The following is a 21,401-nucleotide window of genomic DNA, read 5'->3' as shown; positions in this document are numbered from 1 at the left end:
AGTTACCCTCCTCATTGGCCGCCGATGTAAGACAATAGGCCATATTCCAAAATGTAGTCAATAGCCGCCCGCTTCGCCGCCGCATTGCCATCGAGATCCAGACGAAGTGTGACCGGCTCATCGAATTGAGTAACGCTAAAGTTCTGACCAGAAGGATTTGTCACACTCAAAACGAAATTGTGATTTTCACTGCTTACTTTAGCAATTCCTTGAAACTCAGGGACAGCAAGTGGCGTGATGTTGAATGTCGCCACTGCACTCTTCCATTCTGATCCAGTTGTCAAAGCAGCTACTTGTTTGACCACTCCTGATGGGATGCTCACGTTTAGCTCATCCGACTTGATATCGAACTTTTTCTTTCCTTTGGCAGTAAAATCTTCCGCTGGAAGGCTAACTTGGAGCCCATTGGAAATAACAACGATACTCACATTTTCTTCTGAATATATCGTATTAATCACTTGAAGGGTCAACGCAGAAGCAGCGCCTGCGCTAAACTCGAAAGATATACTCACGCTACCTACAGGCAATGTAGCGAGGTACGTCTTAGACAGAACCACTCGATTTCCGTTCACAACATAGTCTGTACCCGCAGCAAGCAGGTAAGTTCCATTCTTGATCGCCGTCAGCGTGTTCCCATTCAAGTTCATATCAACGTTCACGTCAGCTTGCTTCGAAACGTTCTTGTCAAACGAAGCCGCAAGTGGGGATATCGTTGAAACTCCATCACCAACTGTAAAAGCTGCTGTTTGCGGAACTTGGATACCTTGGCCGCCAACCTTTACTGTGTACGTTCCTTTACGATTCGCCAAACCGCTCAAATCGAACACGAACGCAAAGTTACCATCTTCGTCGCTCATCGTTTGATCCAACGTGATCGTAGCTCCAGTTGCATCTTGCATCGCCATCGTCACATACTTATCCTGAACATGAATGGTTTGCCCACTCACCGTTACGAATTGCGCGCTAGAATCAACAACTGCAGACAATTGCATTTCCGAAGGTGGAGGTGACGCTGGCTCAAACGCTATCTTGCCAAAGTTTCCTCTTACCTTTTTGTTTTGCTCGCCATTAATCGTCCAACCCCATTGCCCACGGCTGGCAAAGCCTCCATCACTTAGGAATGCGTTCAGTATGAATGGTTTGCCCGTCCACGGCTGAGATAATCCTAATGCGTGTAGAGGTATGGCCGCTTCCATCGTATAACCTTTGCCATCCGCGTCCTTCATGAGCTCCATGAAGACAGACGGTTTGGAATTCACGCCATTGATGGCCATGTAAGATTGATAACCAAAATCAATCCCACTTCCGAGTACCAGCTGAATATCTGTAGGAAGCATTGTACCCTTTTTGTCAGGATACAGGGAATAATCGAGATCTTCAGCGCCCATAAACAATTCCAGCACGTCGCCATTCCAAATGCCAGTTCCTGTTTTGGTGTTGATCATTGGTGTTGGATCTTTGATTTTAGCTCCGAGATATAGCTTCTTCTCATCGTATTTAAAATAAATGTCCGCACTGTGCTTATCCCCATTATTATCGGTTACACCTGCAATGCGCAGCAGCTCGCTGCCAGCCCATTCACCAGTCGGATTACCGTTCGTATCGGTGTCAACCACACCATCTAGTACTATTTCACCTGATGCCTTTTTGATCACAATGTCCGTATCAATTGGAGTTACAGGCACTTCTGCCCCATAGCCAAATGCCATCTTCGTCAAGTAAGGGAACCCGTTGGCTATATTTCCAACCAGCTTAACTCTTACGAATTTCACGCCTGGCGGTAAATAATTAGCCTGCAGAACATCCGGAATGCTGTTATTGGCTAATGATCCGAAAGCCGGATGCTTGTAAACACCTGCGATATTGTAAACTGTGAAATCGGTGCCATTAATCGAAGTCCAGATCTCCATGGCCTGACTGCTCGGCACATTGCCGAAATAATAGCCTTCAACGTAAGCATTTTTGAAATCCTTACCTGCTGGAGCTGCATACGTCATCATCGAAGCAACCGTCGGATCCCTGCGTTTAATATAAGAAGATGTGCCGAAAGTTCGAATATCCGCTATATTTGTCGGAGTGACCACTTGTAGATTACTCGTATCGCTCCCCGCAGTGTACATGGCAAAACTGGATGCATCATCAATCAGATAACCACCCAATGGCGCTGTCGTTGATAGGGAACTATCGATCGTGATTTGATCAATTCTGAAATCATTTGCTGTTGCTGTATCTCCATAAAATCCGGATTGTGGCAAAATGACGCGGAGATATTGGGTTCCCGGAGTAATCGGTTCAGCCGTCGAGTATGTTGCTTTCACATACTGAACCCCGGATGTCATGAGTTCCGGACGAAGCTTGCGAAGCAGGGTCACTTTTTTGCCGTTTTCAAAAGTACCTGTCTGACTGTTGTACACCGCTTCGTAGACAGACAGTTCATTTTGAACCGTAAAGTTCAGCGTCCATTTATTATAAGTGACTTCCATATCCAACGACTTAAAGTCGTTCGTACCGGCATAGTACGACAAATCGCCAGCTACGCCAACCGCACCGCCACTGTTCATGGTCGTTCCTTTGTAACTAAACACTTTTGAGAAATTAGTCAAATCATCTATAAACCGATTATTACTGTCAAAGGTAATCCTATTACCGATCACGGTGCCAGCCTGTGGGGAAGTAGGTGGTTGTGATACATATACGCCAGTGCTTACGATATGTGTCCCAGTTGTCGTCCCCTGCTGCGCAACAGGTGTCACACCAAAAAATAAGAATTTGCCTATATCTTCCGACATAATTGTATAGTCGGCATTCACGGCATTCGTAATAGCCGTTCTATCCGAACCATTTGCTTGAGTGCCCCGGTACCACTTGTAGAGCGACGCTCCTTCAGGATCCAATTCTGCATCGCTAAAGATGTAGTTGCCAGATATCGTATTCCCAAGTGTCGGCGTGCCATACACATTTAATGTCACTGCAGTTGGAGCTTGGTTTGTTGAACCCCCTCCAGTTTCTTTAACAATGACGATATCGTCCACTGCGGTTGTCCCCGACTGTAACCGATACGAAGAGAACGAAAACTGAGAAACTTCGGTCGCAGTCGGCGTGTAAAGTGCGATATTGGCAGCCGAAGAAACCGGTACTCCATCAATCGCTACACTATATTTCTTGGCAACCATATCAACATCCACATGAATGTTGTACCACTGATTCGCCACGATGCCCGCTTTTACGGTCGTCTTACCATTTGCACCCGATCTGCGTGAAATCGTGTTGTTGTAAAATAACAACTCGACCACTTTTTCATCGTTTGCATTTTTCAATGCAAAGAAGTAGCCTTCGAATCCAGAATTGATTGCACTCGTCTTAGCACGTAAATCTACACTAAATGAAGTGGTAATGGGGGAAGTAAAGTTATAGTAAGCTGTGTTTGCCGTACTGTTACTATTTTCTGTCGTGGACAATGAGCGGTTGCCATATGTATCTGCCACAACACTGACTAAATTGGGACTTGCTGAAGCAACCCATCCCGCAGGAACTTGGCCAACAGTTGTATTTTCAAAGTTTTCAGATAAAACGGTTACATTTGCGGCCTCGGCCTCTTGCGTTGATAAAGGAATCATGCTGAATAAGAGAGCTGCCAATGTAAACATGGTTACTAGTTTTCTCATTCTGCCACCTCGTCATTATCTCGAATTTCCTTACTGTTCGAGCAATACTTTAGCTGTAACGGACTTTAACAACTCGTCATTCACAATTAGCTCCGCATGGTTGACGTGATCCTGAAGAAAACACTCGAAAGCTTGATCACCTAGTTTCTGGGGATAGCCAGCCTGCTGTTCCTCGCCTTTTCATATGTAATTTTCTCACCTCCAAGTGAAATCGTTTTCAGTTCACCCACATATTAACAGTTGTAAATTTCCCCCGACTATATGATTACATGACATTAACATCGAATTTGTAACCTCTTGTACAATGTCAGCATCGAACTAGATGAATTCAAAGTGAAACGCAAAGCGGATACGCTGCGCATTCTCGATAACATCTCGTTTGAGTTTAAAGTCTAAGGCATAGAAGTTAACTTCCTTGCCAAAATGGTTCATAAAGTTCAGTTGCTCCACACTCGGGTTCAGCAATTCATTATCAAACTGAATGACTAACCTATAGCGGGTGCCCTCCAGCTCGACTCGCCCTTGCTCATGTATCTTAGGCTCCATGGCACAAATAAACCGTTCCTTCACCGAGTTTATGCCTTCAGTAAACACGAATTGATCCTCAAGTTGAAGTCTAGGAGGATTGCAATCTTTCTGCCACGTCCAACTACGTTCAAATGCGTATAAATTCAATTGTCCGTAAGTATCTTTCAAATCCAATGTAAACCGGTCACACTCGAGACCGATATCCGCCTCAAGCACCTTGGCCTTAATCTCCTTGCCCGTGAGCTGAAGTTCATGATTAATCATCGGAATGGAATGTCCCTGCGCCCCATTGCCTATAAACGTGTATCGAGCTGGACTAAAATACTGCTTGGTATAGAGACCGGCGCCCATATCGGCAAGAAAAGTTTCTTCATCCGCAGTCAAAATAAAATGACCGATGTCATTATGATTATGTGGCTCATCATTGTAACCGCCTTTTGCAGCGAAGCAAAAGGTGCCATTCGGTTGGTGAACACGTGAAATCACCCATTGTGCATCGGGCAAATAATAAGAAGCTTCCTCCCAGTCCGTTCCTTTGAGGTTCGCGTCAAACCAAATCAATTTACGCAGCGCTGGTGCAAAACGTCCGCAATGATCATAAATCAACTTGCCCTCGAAGCTGTATGCAGGGATATGCATTTCAGGTACTCTTCTAGCCCATTCGTGGGTAAGTCCGATATTCACATCCGCCTCATCTTGCGAATCAGAGAAGTTGACGGTTTTTCTCCCTGTCAAAAAACATTTTTGCTGAAATAACGCGATTTCTTTTACTTTTGAATGATCAAAAAGATTAATGCCTCCAGCGGTCCTGCGTTCTAGGAGTTGTGCAGCATACGTATAAAATCCAAAGCCATAACTCCAATACATATAGCCTTCCAAGCACGCACCATCTTCTCCAAAACCTTCCAGGAATAGGTCGAGAATCGGCAGCGCTTTCGCTAGTACCAAGGCAAGCTCCTGCGAATCTTCAATTAAATAAATCGCAGCTGCGGCAATCGATCCCGCACAGACCGCCGCCCAATTATTACGCACAGCTTCCCAAAAATAAGCATTATTCAAATAGGGAATAAATACTCGGCGATATATTTCTCGATAAATACGACCTCGTACAGCCTCCGGCCACCAATCTCCCGTAAGCTGCAGGATCTCTGCTAACGTAAACGCAGTTTCCGCTGCGAAGAGATCAATTTCTAACGCGGGATCATGATTACCAATATGGGGATCAAGAACGGACTGCCTTATCACTATATTGCCTGGCATGTTCTCAAAATGTGCGGGCACACACCAAGAAAACTCGTTGCAGATTGCCCAGACGATATCTAGCAACCCATCCCGATAATCTTCGCGCTCAGGCCATAGCCAACTCAATAACCCTAATGCGGCTAATCTTTGCCTCCGACGGAAATAATCTGCCTCATACGTCTTGCGGTTTCCATCTTCCCATATTCTACGGAAAAGCGACCATGCCAGATCGGGGATCGGCGTCTGCAAAAATCGATCCCCTTCTCCAACTAATTGATCTAGATATGGTAAATAAGCAGCATCGGTAAGGATTCGCTTGCGAACTTGTTGGCTGTCTTCATGTAACAGCCATGAATCTGCCCCCGTTCGGATAATACCTAGATGCTCAATAATTTCCTCAACCTTCATGCAGATAACCTCTCCTCCTCTGGCAGCCGAATATTTCTTCCTGCACCAAGCCCTGCCCATAAGAACACGATGATAGCTACGAAAAGTACGCTAAGCGGCATACGCCAGCCTCCGCTCAAATCATGCAGCCAGCCGAATAAAGCGGGCCCTGTACAAGCAAGCGTATACCCGATAGATTGTGCCATGCCGGATATTTCTGCTGCTTGACGTGCGCTGTTCGTTCGCAAATTAAAAAACATCATGGTCAGGCTAAAGGCAAAACCAGCCGCACTGCCAATTAATGCACCCCCTAGGGCAAGCAGCACTGCATGATTCATAAATAAGCAAATAACACCGCTAATCGACATGGCGGCACTGGTCAAAGCTAATACGCGCTGATTCTTTACCTTAACTGCGATCAAGGGTACAACAAAATTAAAAGGCAGCCCAGCAAATTGCATCAAAGCGACCATCACACCTGAGGTGCCTGCCCCGACTCCGCGTTCCGCTGCTATATCAGGCAGCCAAGCCATAACCACGTAGAAAAAGAAGGATTGCAGACCCAAATACAACGTAATTTGCCAGGACAGTTTATATCGCCATAAAGATATACGTTTACCTTTTGAACTTGGATTAACGGCTTGCGTTGCCTGGCTACGAGCTCGGATGCAATACATCCAATAGGATGCGGTTACGATGGCAAGGAATCCCCATAAGGCCAACGTTTTCTCCCATCCCCAACCTAATGATCTGGCAATGGGGATACTTGTGGCGGAAGCAATGGATCCTGTTAGATTCATCGAGACGGTGTAGATGCCTGTCATAAATCCAAGTCGGTCAGGAAAATAACGATTCAGCAAAGAGGGCAGCAAGACATTGCCCACGGCGATGCCCATGCCAGCCATCGTCGTACCGACAAGCAGCAGACTTACACCCGACCATGGCCTCAGCAGAAGGCCTGAAGCCAGCAGTAATAATGCCGCCAACACGACACGTTCTAGACCAAAGCGATTGGCGAGACGTGGCGACAGGATAGAAAAAGCTGCAAATGCCATCAGGGGCAGCGTCGTTAATGTACCTGCCACAAGATGAGATAAGTTCAACTTTTGACTAATCGATTCTAACAGCGGACTAATGGACGTTAATGGCGCCCGCAAATTTGAGGCAATGAGTACAATGGCAATGACCATGGCTAGTTTATTTTTCTCAATTTTCCACATGCAGCTCACCCTTACTTAAATGGGAACGGCCCCGATTATCGGAGCCGTCCCTGTATTCATTATTTTTTGTTAGCTGCTGCCCATGCATCCAGCTGTGTTTGAACTTCCTTGTTAATTTTATCCATACCCGCTGCTTTCAACTTCTCAACCATCTTAGGCAGGTATTCTACAGGGTCTAATGTACCTGTGATCAAACCAGGGTAGAACTCAGCTAATGCATTGGTGTAAGCACTGATTTCGTTTTTCACATTTTCATTGTTGAAAATAAAGCCAATACCCTTCGCTTCTTCTCCGTCTGTATTAAATTTATTGTATTTATCCCATTTTTGCGGATCTTCGTTCGTCCAGAGATAATCATTGAATTGATTACCGAACATGTAAGGCGCTCCGAGCGAATATCCGGAAGTTTGCGCTGTGACACCCTGCGGGAAGTCAATTGTATTCGCGTCTTTCTTCACAAAGTGCTTGCCTTCAAGCCCGAATGCAATCATATTGAGCAATGTTTTATCCGAATACAACAGATTCAGGAACATCATGACACGTTCTGGATTTTTGGACGTACGGGAAATTGACAACATATTTCCAAGTACACTGCCTGTTGTAATCAGTGGCTTCGTAAACTCAACCTGAACCCATTTTTGACCGCTCGCTTGCGACACTTCCAAATCTTTACCCGGTTTCAATGTTTCAGGGAAAGCAAATACTTTACCTGAACGGTACGTACCTGCGAAGTCAGTCAACGTAGCAGCATCTTTGTTGATGAACCCGGCTTTGTACCATTTATTCGCTAGTTTCAGCATATCCATGTAGCGTGGATCGCTGTAAAGGTCAACTAGTTTCAGATCTTTGTTGTTACGATCCAAGACACCAAGATTCGTTGCACTGGAGCTTGCCCCATAAAAATTTCCTTCTTGCACAGCAATAAATAGCGCATTGCCCTTGCTGCTTAAGAACGGAATCATCCCCGGTTCATTCTTCTTAATGACATCAAAGAACGGTTCCATATCTTCCGGTTTTTTCACAGTACTGAGATCGAACTTATACTTATCCACTAAATCTTTGCGTACCAGGAAACCTTTATTGGCGGCAAATTCCTTGTTAGTCGGCATTCCATAGGTGACACCGTTATACTTGATCCCGTTCATCACTTTAGGATTCACAATTTTCACTGCATCTTGCCCATATTTGGCTATCAAGTCATCAAGCGGAATGATCGATTTGTTTTGGATTTTGCCAACCCAGTTATCCCATGATGTCGTCCACGTAATATCGAACACTTCGTTGGACGCATATTTTAAATTCATTTTATCCGCCCAACTACCCCAATCAATGACCTGCATATCGAGTGTTACATTAATCTTGTCTTTCAAATACTTGCTAATCTCCGCATTCACAAGCTCTTGATCTTTCTGTGGCACACCAGGAACGAACATCTTAATCGTGTACGGGTCTAGCTTTGGCTGAGCTGCGGCGGAAGCAGCCGGAGTTGCGCTTGTAGCGGGTGCTGGGGTGCTAGTGCTGGTGCTAGACGTACCTGAGGAGCAGGCGCTGAGCACAAGGCTTGCGGTTAGGGTGAACCCTAGGGCAGCGCCAATTCTAGTGCGAATCGATTTCATTTTTTTAACCCTCCATTTAGTTCGTATTTATGAACTTGCTCTATGCTCGACCGGCACGATAGCCGGATGAAGCCTACCCTTTAACTGCGCCAACCGTTAAACCTTTCACAAAATATTTCTGGAAGAATGGATACGCCAGGACAATCGGCCCCATCCCAATGATCGCCATCGCCATCCGAGCTGTTTCGCTCGGAAGTTTGGCAGTCTGATCGCTTATTCCGCTATCCACAGCAATGGTAGTTAGATATTGCAAGTTTCGAAGCGCTTTATACATCATATATTGAATCGAAATCAGCTTATCTGAATTCAAAAACACCAAGGAATTGAACCAATCATTCCAGTAGCTTAGCGTATAGAACAGGCCGATGGTCGCTAGCACTGGCAGCGATAACGGAAGAACGATTTGTGTAAAAATCCGGATCTCACCAGCTCCATCAATCTTTGCTGATTCTAGAATGGACGGATGAATGCTAGTCGTAAAAAACGTCCGCATGATAATTACGTAAAAGGCACCTAGCAAATGATTGGGTACAATTAAAGCCCAAATGGTGTCCCGCAGATCGATGAAGTTCGTATACACGAGATACCAAGGTACCAACCCACCGCCGAAAATCATCGTGAAGAAGACGAAAAAGGAGAAGAAATTTCGAAACGAAAAATCTTGCCGGGATAACGGATACGCGACCAAGGCTGTAATCGTGAGCGCAATGACTGTTCCGAATACCGTCACGAAGATCGTAATCATATACGAATTGAGGATCGGTCCGAGATCTCGTAATAGATACTCATACGCAGACCAGCTGAATACACGCGGGATGACATTATAGCCGTACAGGTAAATCGTATCCTGATCCGTCAGCGAAACGCCCAACACAACGAGCACTGGAAAAATACAGGCAGCTGAGAACAGCAGGAAGAACAGATGCAATACAAATTCAGTCGGTCTTTTAATGGCATTGATTTCGCGCTTCCGCCTTGTTAGCGAAAGTCTGCTACCCTGCGGTGGAGCTTGTGAGGCTACAGTCAACTTCTGAACAGTTTCTTTCATTTCGACTCCTCCTAGAACAATGCATTCTCTTTATCGATTTTACGCACCACATAATTCGTGGTTAGCACAAGAACAAACCCTACGAAAGCCTGATATAAACCAGCAGCTGAGGACATCCCAATGTCTCCGAGCGTAAGAAGCGCGCGATACACATACGTATCAATAACCTGTGTGGCTGAGTAGAGCGCTCCCGAATCAAGCGGTACTTGATAGAATAAACCAAAATCCGCATTGAAAATTTTACCAACCTGCAATAGCATCAAGATGATGAGCACAGGACGAATGAGCGGAATGGTAATGCGTGTAATCTGCTGCCATTTGCTCGCACCATCGATGTGAGCTGCTTCGTAGTACTCGTTATCGATTCCGATGATCGCCGCCAAGTATACGATGCTGTAGTAGCCAACAGACTTCCAAATGTTCACGAGCGGGAGTATATATGGCCAGTACTTGACCTCGCTATACCAGGATATCGCAGGAAATCCGAGCGGTTCGAGCAATGATTTGTTAATAAAGCCATACTCACTATTTAACAAGGAATACCCCAGATAGCTGACCACGATCATGGACAGGAAGTACGGCAGAAACATGACGCTTTGATAAAATCGTGCTGCAAGCCGCACTCTCAACTCATTCAGCGCAATGGCAAACCCAACGGGAATGACGAGATGGAGTAAAATAAACAACGCATTATAAAGCACTGTGTTTCGCGTAATGAGCCAAATATCCTTCGTAGCGAACAGGAACTTGAAGTTATCGAATCCAACCCAGTCGCTTCCGAGAATCCCTTTGGAGTAGTCGATGTGTTTAAAAGCAATGACGACACCGAACATGGGCAGGTAGTTGTTTAGAATTAGATACAGGACGCCAGGCAGAAGCAGCAGAAGCAGCGCCTTGTCTTTCCTCACATTTCGCAAGAATCGTACGAACATATTCCGTGACTTGAGATTCATGTTATTGCCTTTCATGCGTTTGTCACACCTTTCACTTAATTCCTATACTCCTAGTATACTGTCGTTCTCTCTCTCTCTCTATCGGGTAGCGTGACTCCTATCTCGATTTTGTGACTGCTTTGAAGCAGGTACATGTAACGAAAACAAAAAAAGTCTGGCATCGTGCCAAACTTTCGAGGAAATCAACCATTACTTTAATTCTAGATTTTGGAATCGTTTACGGAATTCCACTGGCGAGATGCCAACTTTTTTCTTAAACGCTTGACCGAAATGCGAGTAATTCTCGTAGCCAATCTCCTCACAGATATCAACAATTTTCAGACTCGATTCCGTCAACAAAATTTTGGCCCGATCCATCTTCGCATTAATGATGAAATCAATCAGGGATTGACCCGTTTCCCGTTTGAATATGCGTGACAGATAAGCGGAATTCAAGTAAATGTAACCGGCGGCTTTTTCCCGTGTAACGTCCTTCAAGTTGGCTTTAATGAATTGCTTTGTCTTCTGAATAATTTGAGAACTTTCATTTCTTTGGGATTCGAGATAGCGGGACCCCGTATCGATGATTTTCTCCGCCCATGTCTTCAATTGGGAAATCGAACGAATGGCATTTAATTCTCCGCTGCGTTCGCGAAGTCCTGACCACTCTTTCACCGAAAAGCCGTTCTTATGCGCAACATGATAGATCATATAAACTAGTGCATGATACAGGGCACTTGCCGACTCCGTATCCGCACCACCCTCCTGCATTCCAGCAAATAATTGATCTAACCGCTTTAAGAGCTCTGTTTTATTACCTGTTTCAAAAAGAATGACCCAATCCGACCATGGGATGGCGAACGGATGCTTGCTAGTATGATTAGACCGTACCGATTGATTCAGCTGCTGAACAGATAGCGGATTGGACAAATTCTCTTGCTCCATTTCGATCAAACGATGGTACACCTCTGTTAACTCTTGAAACGGTACCGCATGCCCAATATAGCAGGAAACCGTACAGTAAAAATAACGCGCGCAGGCGTCAGCGAACGTCCGGCAAGCCTCTGCCAATACTTCTGGTTTCGACGACCGTTCGGGTAACTCATAAACAAGTGCAAATAAAATGCCATTCTCATCTTTGATAATGTCCCCGGCAAAGCCGCCTAGAAGGATCTCAGACGCTGCGTTGCGAATCGCATACTCCAACGTATCCTCATCACGTAAGCTGAACTCCTTGTGCCATTGCTCAATAGAGATAAGAATTGGCAAGATTTGCGAGTCGGTCTTTAACGGCAAATTGACCGCTTGTAGATTGTTCGCCTCCGGAATAATTCGGCCTGACAGTAGATTCTGCCAGTACCGTTCAACAACGACCGACTTCTGGCGTTCCCATAAGGTCCGGTATTTCTTGCTCGTTTCCACCATTTGCGCTGCATTTTTGTTTTCATTGATCTTCTCAATCGCATTGTTCACCGTTAGGATTAACTCTTCTGTTCTGACAGGCTTAAGCAAATATTCAAAGCTGCCTAATTGTACGGCTTTTTTCGCATAGGAGAATTCGGCATGTCCGGTTAAGAAAATGGTTTCCACTTCGGGATAATGATCATTCACCCATTCAATGAGCTCCAAGCCGCTCATGCCAGGCATTTCGATATCACAAATGATTAGATTAATAGAATGCGCTTTCAATATTTCCATAGCTTCTTTGCCGCCCATGGCCTGATACACTTCTTCAAAACCAAGTGCCGCAAAATCGATAGACCTCATCATGGCACGCAGCACGTACACCTCATCATCGACGATCATCAACTTTGCCATCTTCTTCCTCCTCCATTTCGTGAAATGCGCCAATTGCCGGAATAATCAGACGAACAATAGCGCCATTCGGCTCACCTAACAAGAAGGTTACCTCCGCCTGATCGCCAAAAGCCATACGCATCCTCCGGTACACATTCCAAATGCCCATATGGGTTCCTGTTCCATCTCCGAATTTTTTCTGATTAAACGTTGACAAGACTTCTGGTGTGAAGCCTACGCCGTTATCGCGAATGAGAATTTCCAGACAGTTCGGATCTTCTTGACAATTACCTGCGGAAATTTCGATATGGAAAGGCTTGCTCCCCTCTTCCATTCCGTGAATAACCGCGTTCTCGACAAAGGGTTGGATCATCAAGGGAAGAATCATCGTACGAGAAAACTGTTCGGGCAGATCAATGCTATACGTAATTTTCTCTGGAAAACGAAGCATTTGAATCTCCAGATAATTGCGGATATGCCGTACTTCTTCATCCATCGTAATCGTATCCCGATGCGATCTTGTTATAAATCGGAAATAATCAGCTAGATGCTCCGTCATCTTTTTGATCAGATCGTTCTCCCCCAGCGTAGAAAGACTGTTAATAATATTCAGGGAGTTTAGATAAAAATGTGGATTGATCTGAGCTTGCAAATGTTTAAATTCCGATTGCTGGGCCTTCAACATCTCTTCGTACACGTTAATTTTGAGATGGCTAATTTGCGATACCATGTGATTAAACGTTGTAATCAGAAAATTTAATTCCTCTGTCTTCGCTTCCTTTAATCCGATTTCCATGTCCCCTTTTACGACCCGCCGCATGCCCATAATTAATGAGTTCATGGGACCGAACAGCATTTTACGCAAATAATGCGAGTAGAAGTAAAAGATGACAATGACACCAAGCGGAATGAGATAGATGACTCCTTGAAAAAATGGCAGACGCTGCAGCAGCGATTTCTCTGGAATGATGGCCGCCAGGCGAAGTGGCGCCTGTTGAAAGTCCGTACTGACGAGCAGGTAATCCTTTTGGTCAGCTGGATTTTCAAAAACTTGAAAAGCACGTGGATTGCTTACCAGCTTTCGGTTAACCGCTGTCATCGTTTCAGGTGACATCACGGATTTGGTTAACGGTTGTCCGGTCTGATCCAGCAGAATCGCCTCCCAGCGATCGCCATAATCCAAACCGCGCAGAGGTCGAATCAGATCCTCCAACAGGATGACAGCCCCGATATATAGCCCATCACTCGCTTGCGCAACACGAACCAGATACCTCTTGTCCCAATACCGAAGGACAATCCAATTACTGAATGTTTGTCCGTTCACCTTCTCACGCAGATACGCGCCCAACATTTCTTTCAGATCGTTCGTATCCGCGAACGAGGAACGAGAGAATATAAAATCCTCTTTCTCAACGGAATAAGTGAAGAATGAATGAAAATTCTCGAAAGCGGTGCTTCCCGAGGTAAGTTCATTATGAATTTTGATTTTAGCTAGCGTATAATCTCCGTTCGTTTCTGGCAGTGATGCCATATCCAGATAGGCAGATTTGGTATCAGATGTGACAATTTGTTGTAACAGATAGTGCGTGATTTCCTCTAGCGTGCGATCAATCTGTGTAATATGTATAGCCAGTACATTGCTGGTAGATTGCGACACTTCCTCTCGAACAATTTTGATAGCATAGTAATTTTCATAATACAGAAAGAGGACCAAAGGTGTAATAATGACTAGGAAGCTGCGGATCAAACCGATACGAAGAGTTGGTTTTTTCATTTCATTCCACCCGCCATGAACATCAAGATATAAAAATAAGGCACCCCGTCATGAGCACCTTACTTTCTTCGATATGATCATACCACGCACTTTAGGTTTATCGTCAAGTAGGAATAACAAGAAGCGTATCGTTATACAATTTCGGGTGCAAGCCCATTTAAATGCCTAATACAATTGTACTTCAAGCATTCCCAACGGCTATCGATATGGCGTAATGTGGTTACAGACGTATTATGTAAATGTTCTTCGATGTTCTCATGTGGGATCAAATCCATTAGCGTCAGACTAAGTAAGGCACCGTGACTGACGATCAAGACTTTCTGATTCGGATGTCTCTCGATCACTTCCTGAATGAAACTCACACCGCGGGCAGCAATTTGCTGATGTGTTTCGACCCCTAAATCCAATTGGGACCAGTCTTCCCCCCATTTGGCAACACGTTCTTCAAGCGTTGTCCCTTCGATCTGTCCACAAAACATTTCACGTAAGCGTTGATCCGTTGTCACTTCCATTTGCTTCACATTTGCAATATATGTTGCCGTTTCATGAGCACGACCCAAATCACTTGCATAGATGTAATCCCATTCCTCATCTTTCATTCTATCGGACAGTAATTCGGCTTGTTTACGCCCAAACGCGTTGAGTGGAATATCCGTTTGTCCCTGTACGCGCTTCTCTGTGTTCCAATCTGTTAAACCATGTCGTATGAGTCCGACTACCGTCATGCCATTCATCCTCCAAATAATAGATCTAATATTGTACCTAGTGAACCAGCTTTCTTATCATGTAACACATTCGGATCATAAATTTCAACGAAGCCACAATGTAAACAAGAGACAAATAAGAAATGGTGATGCTGAATATCGAACATCTTGCTAAGTCCAGTCCCCGTCATCGCTACTTCCTGGATACCACACGCTGTATGCTTACATTTGCTGCATTTGAATTGATTGGATATCCGTTCTTCCAAACTCAGATCAGACAGTTCCTCCTGCTTGGATAGCTGTTCGGAAAACGCCTCGACATCGCTGATCTCTTCGCTCTGATTCAAATGGATCGTCAAAACCTCCTGCTTACAGGCAGGACAGATCTCGTCAACCAACTGCACTTGCTCATGGCACCAAGGACATTCAATCATCGTTAGTCTCCTTTACAGAACCTCTTTTTATATTCCATACCCAGTAAAATATACCTGCCTACAGGACAAAATGACAAAGTAAAGCCATTATCTACGCTGAAATAACAAAAAAAGCTGGATGATTGGTATCCAGCCTTTTCTCATATTAAAGAAATTGTTCCACGCCTGACTCTGCCGCTTGATACACGGCTTCAAGAGCCTCAATCACACTTCGCGCATAGACAGGCGGACAACTCGTTTCATTTTTCGATGCAATTGCGCTCAATAGATCCTTATACTGCAGCTCGAATGGCGTATCCATTGGTGGCACGTCAACCTGTTCATATGCGCCGCCTCGACTCATCCACAAACTAACTCCTGTTACGAGCTTCAGCATGCCAGTTGTACCGATGATCTCCGTTTCATTGCGAGTAGCTCCCGGATACCCAGACTGTGCAATCGTTGCAGGCAGACCATTATCTAGCTCTAAGTAGATGACGCCGCTTCCTTCTACATTTCCTCTTTTGCCATGATGACTCACTTTTGCGCTCACTTTACGAACTTGACTCTCCATCAACCACTGTATTTTATCGATCGAATGGGTACCTAAGTTGGCTAGAATCCCGCCGCCTGATTTGTCCTTTTCAAGAAACCACTGTGGACGTGTGTCTTGGAAATAATTCAAATGCCGAACATCATTGATCATCACAATCTCACCAATTTCGCCACTTTCAACGATCCGCTTCGCTTGAATATTCTCCGCTATATAATGCTGCGTATGCCCGACTAAAATACGAATATCTGCTTTCGTGGCAGCAGCAATGATCTCATCACATTCGGCAACAGAGAGCGCCATTGGCTTCTCAAGCATCAAGTGACAACCATGTTCAGCTGCGAAAATGGCTGTTTCTCTATGTAGAAAATGCGGTAAAGCAATGACCACGACATCCGGTCGTTCTTGACGAATCAGTTCTTGATAATCACGATAGGCTTGAATACCATAGTTGTCAGCAATCGCTTGTGCTCTCTCAATTTGAATATCGGCGACAGCGCAGGCAACGAATCCCTCGGTTCGTCGTATCGCATCAAAATGCTGACCAGCAATGGCTCCCGCGCCCAAAACTGCAACCTTCAAATCTACTCTTTCCATCGTAGTGTTCCTCTCCTTAACTCCTGTGTGCAAAACCTTTATAAGTTTACTGTAAGTCCTGTTTGTCGACTCTCATTAGCAGCTTCCATAAAGCGAATGATTTGCACAGTCTCTTCAACATCGATATCCGGAGCTCCCGTCACAAACATCGACATAATCTTCTCCAAAAGACTCGCATAATACGGTTTAGGATGTTTGTTCACATCAACAAATTGCGTACGTGACTCATGATGAATTAGGGCTCCAAATTGCCCGTTCCCCTTACGATTGCCACGAATGGTACCAATAACGCCATTGTTCCATACGCCAGTAATCACATCATGATCTTCTGTTGTCGCAGCTGTTACATGAAGGCAATCCTTGCCTAATACTCGGAAAAGCATCTCAACCGTATGTACACCATACCAGAATAGACCTGGTTGTGTCGCTTGTAGGGCCATTGGTCCATAACAGTCCATACCAATAATCGGGCTATTATCCGATGCATGCAAAGCGCTTGTCAGTTCCTCTGCATATCTTAAGGAGGAGCAGCTCATAAGCGGAATGTTATTTTGCTGAGCTAACGCTATGATTTCACGCGCTTCGGCCGAAGAAACAGTCATCGGTTTATCTATGAAAATGGGTTTGCGATAGGCCACCACGCGACGAAATTGCTCTAGATGAATGCGGCCATCCACTGAAGTCATCAAAATGCCATCACAATTCGCAGCTACTTCCTCTGGAGAATCGACGATAAGCACACCTCGGTCACGAAGCTGCGTTGTAAATCCTTCGATACGCGAATAGCTCATCTCGAAATCTGGAGAACCACCTGGATACGCTATCGTCACTTTGCCTCCAGTAACATGAAAAGGATGCTCTTTATCGTTCAATAATTGCGTAAACGTCGGAGCATGTGAGGAATCAATACCAATAATACCAATGCGTAATGGTGAATGAGTCATAATAAATACTACCTCCAAACCAGTTTAAATGAATTTGACATGCACTTATGTCATCCGTTGATTGATATTCCTTCCCTTTCATCATAATGAACCGACACCTAAGAGACAAGTCTTTTAATAGTCTATTTATTTCAAATCCGATATCCAGAATACCTAAAAGCCTCCCTTGAGGGGAGGCCCGCTTATCCAATAAACTGCGTGAGCACATAATTGAATCGATCTCTTTCCTCCCAGAATCCACCGTGTCCACTGTAATGAAAAGGTATAAGCTGAGAGTTCGGAATACGTTGATTCATCTCGACCGCTTGCGGATATGGAATGACCTTGTCATGAATCCCATGAACGATCAAGGTTGGTACTTGAATTCGACTTAGATCGGCAGCCACATTCTCATCTCGCAGCAAGCGTATTACCGCCGCGGTTGACCAACTGGCTGCTTCTAGCCCCATTTGAAAGAACCAATCGGAGAATCGCTGCGTGATATATTGAAAGAAGAAGATATCCGTTACACCATGTTGCAGCATATTAGCACGATCGTTAGCATTCTGTTTCAATAGTGCCGCCGCCGTTTCATTCGTAAAGCCCGTAGGCGCTGCTGCATCGATTAACACGAGCTTCGACACGCCTTTTCCATGATGCCTAGCCATATAGCGGATTGCGATTGCTCCACCCGTTGAGTGACCCGCAAGTGTGATTTCTTCCAACTTCAACGCTAGAATCACGGCATGCAAATCATCGGCTAGTTGATCATAAGTATACCCATCCACCGGTTTATCCGATTGCCCAAAGCCCCGCCAATCTATCCCTATACAACGATACCCCAGGCCAGGGAGTACATTAAATTGATACTCAAATTGTGTATGAGACAAAGGCCACCCATGAATAAATAGGATGGTCTTCGTCCCTTTTGGATTTAAATCTTCGATAAATAGTTTCACACCATCTGCCACTTGCACAAAGTATCCCACGTCTGACGCCTCCGTTATGGAAATCTTATCTGTCCATTACGATATTCATCTAGGCTGGTATCGGTGTCAACGCAAGATGGTGTTAGGCGAATTACTGCTCTTTTTGATGGTTCGTATAGACACCGACCACAGAAAGTAAAGCAGCAACACCGTTGGCAATCGCATTCGCTGTCTCATCCGTAATAATATTCATACCGAATGCATCCAAAATTAATTTGGCCGCACCTAACAAACCTAATGCTAACGTGTAATAGTTCACTGTTTTCATATCTCTCACCACCCATCTGATAGAGGATGCTATATCCTATGTGAGAGAGTACGAGCTTGCACAGTTCGAATACAGGGGGGTAAACGCACAAAATAAAAAGCCGCCATCCACATCGGATGACAGCCTTGAGAGGTCTTATTTTACTCCGCTAACTTCTGCTTTCACTTCATATTTCGAAGATACATAGGTTTCAGCCTTCGCTTCGGTTATGACTTGCGCATACATGTGATCAGGTTTTGGATCCAGTAACGTATATTTCACAATTGCTTGACCCTCTGTCTGAAATTCGATGCTGTCTATGCTAATTCCGTAGCCAGCATTTGGTTTCTCACCTCGAGAAAGTGTCACTTTATTCACATCAGCGTTTACTTTTTCAATCGATACTTTGACTTCTTCTACTTGTGGTGGTTTCTGCACATGCGTCTCTAGCACACGAATGGCATTGTATAACCAGTTCGCGGCTTCTCCTCTAGTTAGCTCCGACTTGGGCTTGAAGTTGCCATTCCCATCCAGAGACGTGATTTTGTAGAGCAGCAATCTTTGAATTGTTCCTTGGTAATCCACGGTAAGTTGATCTTCATCATGGATTGGGATATACATTTTCACCAGAGGAAATTGACCTTTGGTTTCAAGCGCTTTAACTAAGAGATTCCCAAATTGTTCGCGTGTTATCGTCGCATTCGGATTCACATCTTTCGGAATGTCTAGATTGTGGTAATGGGCAATAACGAACGCATTGGCATACCAAGAATCATTCGGGATATTGGAATAACTGTCCGATGCTAATGGTTGTTTAATGAACTTCATATTATCCAAATTGAGGTTCAGACCTTTAACGATCATTTGGACACTTTGTGCATAGCTGATTTTACCCTTCGGCACGAAATGCAAGTTATCAAAGCCACTGACGATACCTCGTTCTTTTAAAGCTAGTACCGCGGTTGCTTGTCCCTCTTCCAAATCTGTAAACGCGTAAGCGGAACCGAATGTCAACATACTGCCTAGTAGGATCGATAAGCTTAGTGCTGCTATTTTTTTCATGCTCGTGCTCCTCTCATTTTCGGTTGGCAGTTTTTACTACCATTTGGTATGGTTACCTTCCTAACGTGAGGAGCAACGAGATTGTTGCAGCCACCTGTCAACTTTTATTCCAAAGTAAGTAGCAGTTCACGTAAGGCAAGTGCTTCCTCATGCTCTGGCTGGATCGCAATGGTTCGGTCCACGAATTGTTTTGCCGCATCATCTTGCCCCAACTCGTAATAACATACCGCCATCTCATAGAGTACGGTTGCATCATGATCCAACGTGGGCTGCGTACGCTCAAAATAAGGGATCGCATCCTGATACAAATCCATTTGATACAAGAGGATCCCACAGGCTAGCGCAACATCTGTATTCCCATCCATTGGATAATAATGTGCCCACATCCGATGAATTCCTTGCTGAAGGGCTATCCATTCATGTTCCCCACATTCTGGAATTAAATGTATAAGATGCTTCGTACTTGGTAGTAAAAATTGCGTATCATAGCCACTTAAACGCCACAGCGCTAGAAGTTGAGGCATCGATTTCTGTTCTATTTGTGTATCGAAGGCTTCCTTGAGATTAAAAAAATCATCCGGACCAAAGCGTTCCACACATCTTTCATACGCTAGACGCGTTAACCCATAGGTGGCAGGATCCGAGAAATGAAGAATACAGCCAATGTTTAAATACGTATACGGATGCTTCGTGAAAAGCGACTGAGCTCCCTTCGCTTCACATACATAGCTTATCGCGTGATAATTCGCCGTGAGTGAAATACTGCCATGATGAATCAGCTTCGGCGGCTCATTATATTCCCAACTTTCTAAGCGATGATCGCCTTTATCAGCTGTCAATAACATGAAACCGTTGTGAGATAACGCCTCTAATCGCGCTAAACACCTTAAACTAACTTCGGGTAACAGAATGTGCGAATCGGATACGTGTTGTCGATACACATCCAATAATTCACGATAAGGGTAAGCATCGTCATCATAGGCTTGTTCCCGTTGATAATGGTAGCTCCCTACGACCTCTTTCAACTGTTGGGACGCACTCCAATCCTGAGCTCCCTCCGGAAATTGCAGTGAAATCTGGCAATCATACACGTTGTGATCTTCAATATAAATTAATTCCTGCGGCAGGCTATCGAAAAAATAATTCGCCACAATTACTAAAGGCTGCACCAAATCTCCAGGCCCAACGTGTTCGCCAACATGTTGTAAATAAATATCCTTATCCTGAACCGCGTCAAATCTAGCAAAATCAAGTACGCCAAGCTCTACAAACGGCGCTAGACCAGCATGTTGACGCCAGAACGTCACATTTTTCTCGGCCAAGTCACTCATCACATAGCGAAATGGTGGCAAAGGAATGCCTGCGATTTCAATCAACTTCGTTAATTCTTGCAGCACATAAAAAGCGAATTGACCCGATCCCGCTCCGAGCTCTAGAATCATTACACGCTCTGTTAACTCACCGATTTTAGCTCGATCTTGCAAGAAAGCGAATATCATCTCCGCGTACGAAATTGCCATTACACGGTTACTTGTTATGTATTGCGGCACATCGCCACTTTGCCATGCCGTTATGCCCTGTTCCTCATAGTAGGAACGCTGAAGCTCCCAAATAGGTGCTTCGCTAAATCGATACATTGTAGGCTCCATCTGTGTCATTCTCAGCACAATTCCCTTCACATTCAAATTCCAATCGCACAAATGT

At 44.7% G+C, this 21,401-nt stretch carries 16 protein-coding genes; all 16 read right to left on the bottom strand.

The annotated features are described in order from the left end of the window. Nucleotides 1–11: 11 nt before the first annotated feature. Nucleotides 12–3,665: a X2-like carbohydrate binding domain-containing protein gene (locus AC58QM_RS32645; RefSeq protein WP_497288922.1), complete on the bottom strand. Its 3,654-nt coding sequence runs from the start codon at nucleotides 3,663–3,665 to the stop codon at nucleotides 12–14. A 318-nt stretch (nucleotides 3,666–3,983) separates the two neighbouring features. Next, the gene (locus tag AC58QM_RS32640) at nucleotides 3,984–5,843 is read right to left on the bottom strand and encodes a hypothetical protein (RefSeq protein ID WP_497288921.1); all 1,860 of its coding nucleotides are present in this window, start codon (nucleotides 5,841–5,843) and stop codon (nucleotides 3,984–3,986) included. After that, the gene (locus AC58QM_RS32635; RefSeq protein WP_497288920.1) at nucleotides 5,840–7,042 is read right to left on the bottom strand and encodes a CynX/NimT family MFS transporter; all 1,203 of its coding nucleotides are present in this window, start codon (nucleotides 7,040–7,042) and stop codon (nucleotides 5,840–5,842) included. Before AC58QM_RS32635 ends, AC58QM_RS32640 begins: the two co-directional genes overlap by 4 nt. 59 nt (nucleotides 7,043–7,101) lie before the next feature. Then, nucleotides 7,102–8,658, bottom strand: coding sequence for an ABC transporter substrate-binding protein (locus AC58QM_RS32630; RefSeq protein WP_497288919.1), 1,557 nt, complete (start codon nucleotides 8,656–8,658; stop codon nucleotides 7,102–7,104). Between the two features lie 73 nt (nucleotides 8,659–8,731). Beyond that, entirely contained in the window at nucleotides 8,732–9,706 is a 975-nt protein-coding gene (locus AC58QM_RS32625; RefSeq protein ID WP_497288918.1) for a carbohydrate ABC transporter permease, read from the bottom strand. An 11-nt stretch (nucleotides 9,707–9,717) separates the two neighbouring features. Beyond that, nucleotides 9,718–10,674, bottom strand: coding sequence for an ABC transporter permease (locus AC58QM_RS32620; protein ID WP_497288917.1), 957 nt, complete (start codon nucleotides 10,672–10,674; stop codon nucleotides 9,718–9,720). Nucleotides 10,675–10,848: 174 nt separating this feature from the next. Beyond that, nucleotides 10,849–12,456: a response regulator transcription factor gene (locus AC58QM_RS32615; protein ID WP_497288916.1), complete on the bottom strand. Its 1,608-nt coding sequence runs from the start codon at nucleotides 12,454–12,456 to the stop codon at nucleotides 10,849–10,851. Beyond that, on the bottom strand, nucleotides 12,431–14,209 hold the full coding sequence (locus AC58QM_RS32610) for a sensor histidine kinase (RefSeq protein WP_497288915.1): 1,779 nt from the start codon (nucleotides 14,207–14,209) through the stop codon (nucleotides 12,431–12,433). Before AC58QM_RS32610 ends, AC58QM_RS32615 begins: the two co-directional genes overlap by 26 nt. 131 nt (nucleotides 14,210–14,340) lie before the next feature. After that, a complete protein-coding gene (locus tag AC58QM_RS32605) occupies nucleotides 14,341–14,934 on the bottom strand; it encodes a histidine phosphatase family protein (protein WP_497288914.1) in 594 nt (197 codons plus the stop codon). Between the two features lie 5 nt (nucleotides 14,935–14,939). Next, entirely contained in the window at nucleotides 14,940–15,347 is a 408-nt protein-coding gene (locus AC58QM_RS32600; protein ID WP_497288913.1) for a zinc ribbon domain-containing protein, read from the bottom strand. A gap of 145 nt (nucleotides 15,348–15,492) precedes the next feature. Beyond that, on the bottom strand, nucleotides 15,493–16,476 hold the full coding sequence (locus AC58QM_RS32595) for a Gfo/Idh/MocA family protein (RefSeq protein WP_497288912.1): 984 nt from the start codon (nucleotides 16,474–16,476) through the stop codon (nucleotides 15,493–15,495). A 38-nt stretch (nucleotides 16,477–16,514) separates the two neighbouring features. After that, nucleotides 16,515–17,420, bottom strand: coding sequence for a Gfo/Idh/MocA family protein (locus AC58QM_RS32590; protein WP_497288911.1), 906 nt, complete (start codon nucleotides 17,418–17,420; stop codon nucleotides 16,515–16,517). Between the two features lie 182 nt (nucleotides 17,421–17,602). Beyond that, nucleotides 17,603–18,388, bottom strand: coding sequence for an alpha/beta fold hydrolase (locus AC58QM_RS32585; RefSeq protein WP_497288910.1), 786 nt, complete (start codon nucleotides 18,386–18,388; stop codon nucleotides 17,603–17,605). 91 nt (nucleotides 18,389–18,479) lie between these two features. Beyond that, entirely contained in the window at nucleotides 18,480–18,656 is a 177-nt protein-coding gene (locus AC58QM_RS32580; RefSeq protein WP_497288909.1) for a hypothetical protein, read from the bottom strand. A 135-nt stretch (nucleotides 18,657–18,791) separates the two neighbouring features. Next, a complete protein-coding gene (locus AC58QM_RS32575; protein ID WP_497288908.1) occupies nucleotides 18,792–19,697 on the bottom strand; it encodes an S-layer homology domain-containing protein in 906 nt (301 codons plus the stop codon). 104 nt (nucleotides 19,698–19,801) lie between these two features. Then, nucleotides 19,802–21,355, bottom strand: coding sequence for an SAM-dependent methyltransferase (locus AC58QM_RS32570; RefSeq protein WP_497288907.1), 1,554 nt, complete (start codon nucleotides 21,353–21,355; stop codon nucleotides 19,802–19,804). Nucleotides 21,356–21,401: the final 46 nt, after the last annotated feature.

This window comes from Paenibacillus sp. J22P165, from assembly GCF_059692015.1.
This window is presented reverse-complemented; position numbering and strand designations above follow the sequence as displayed.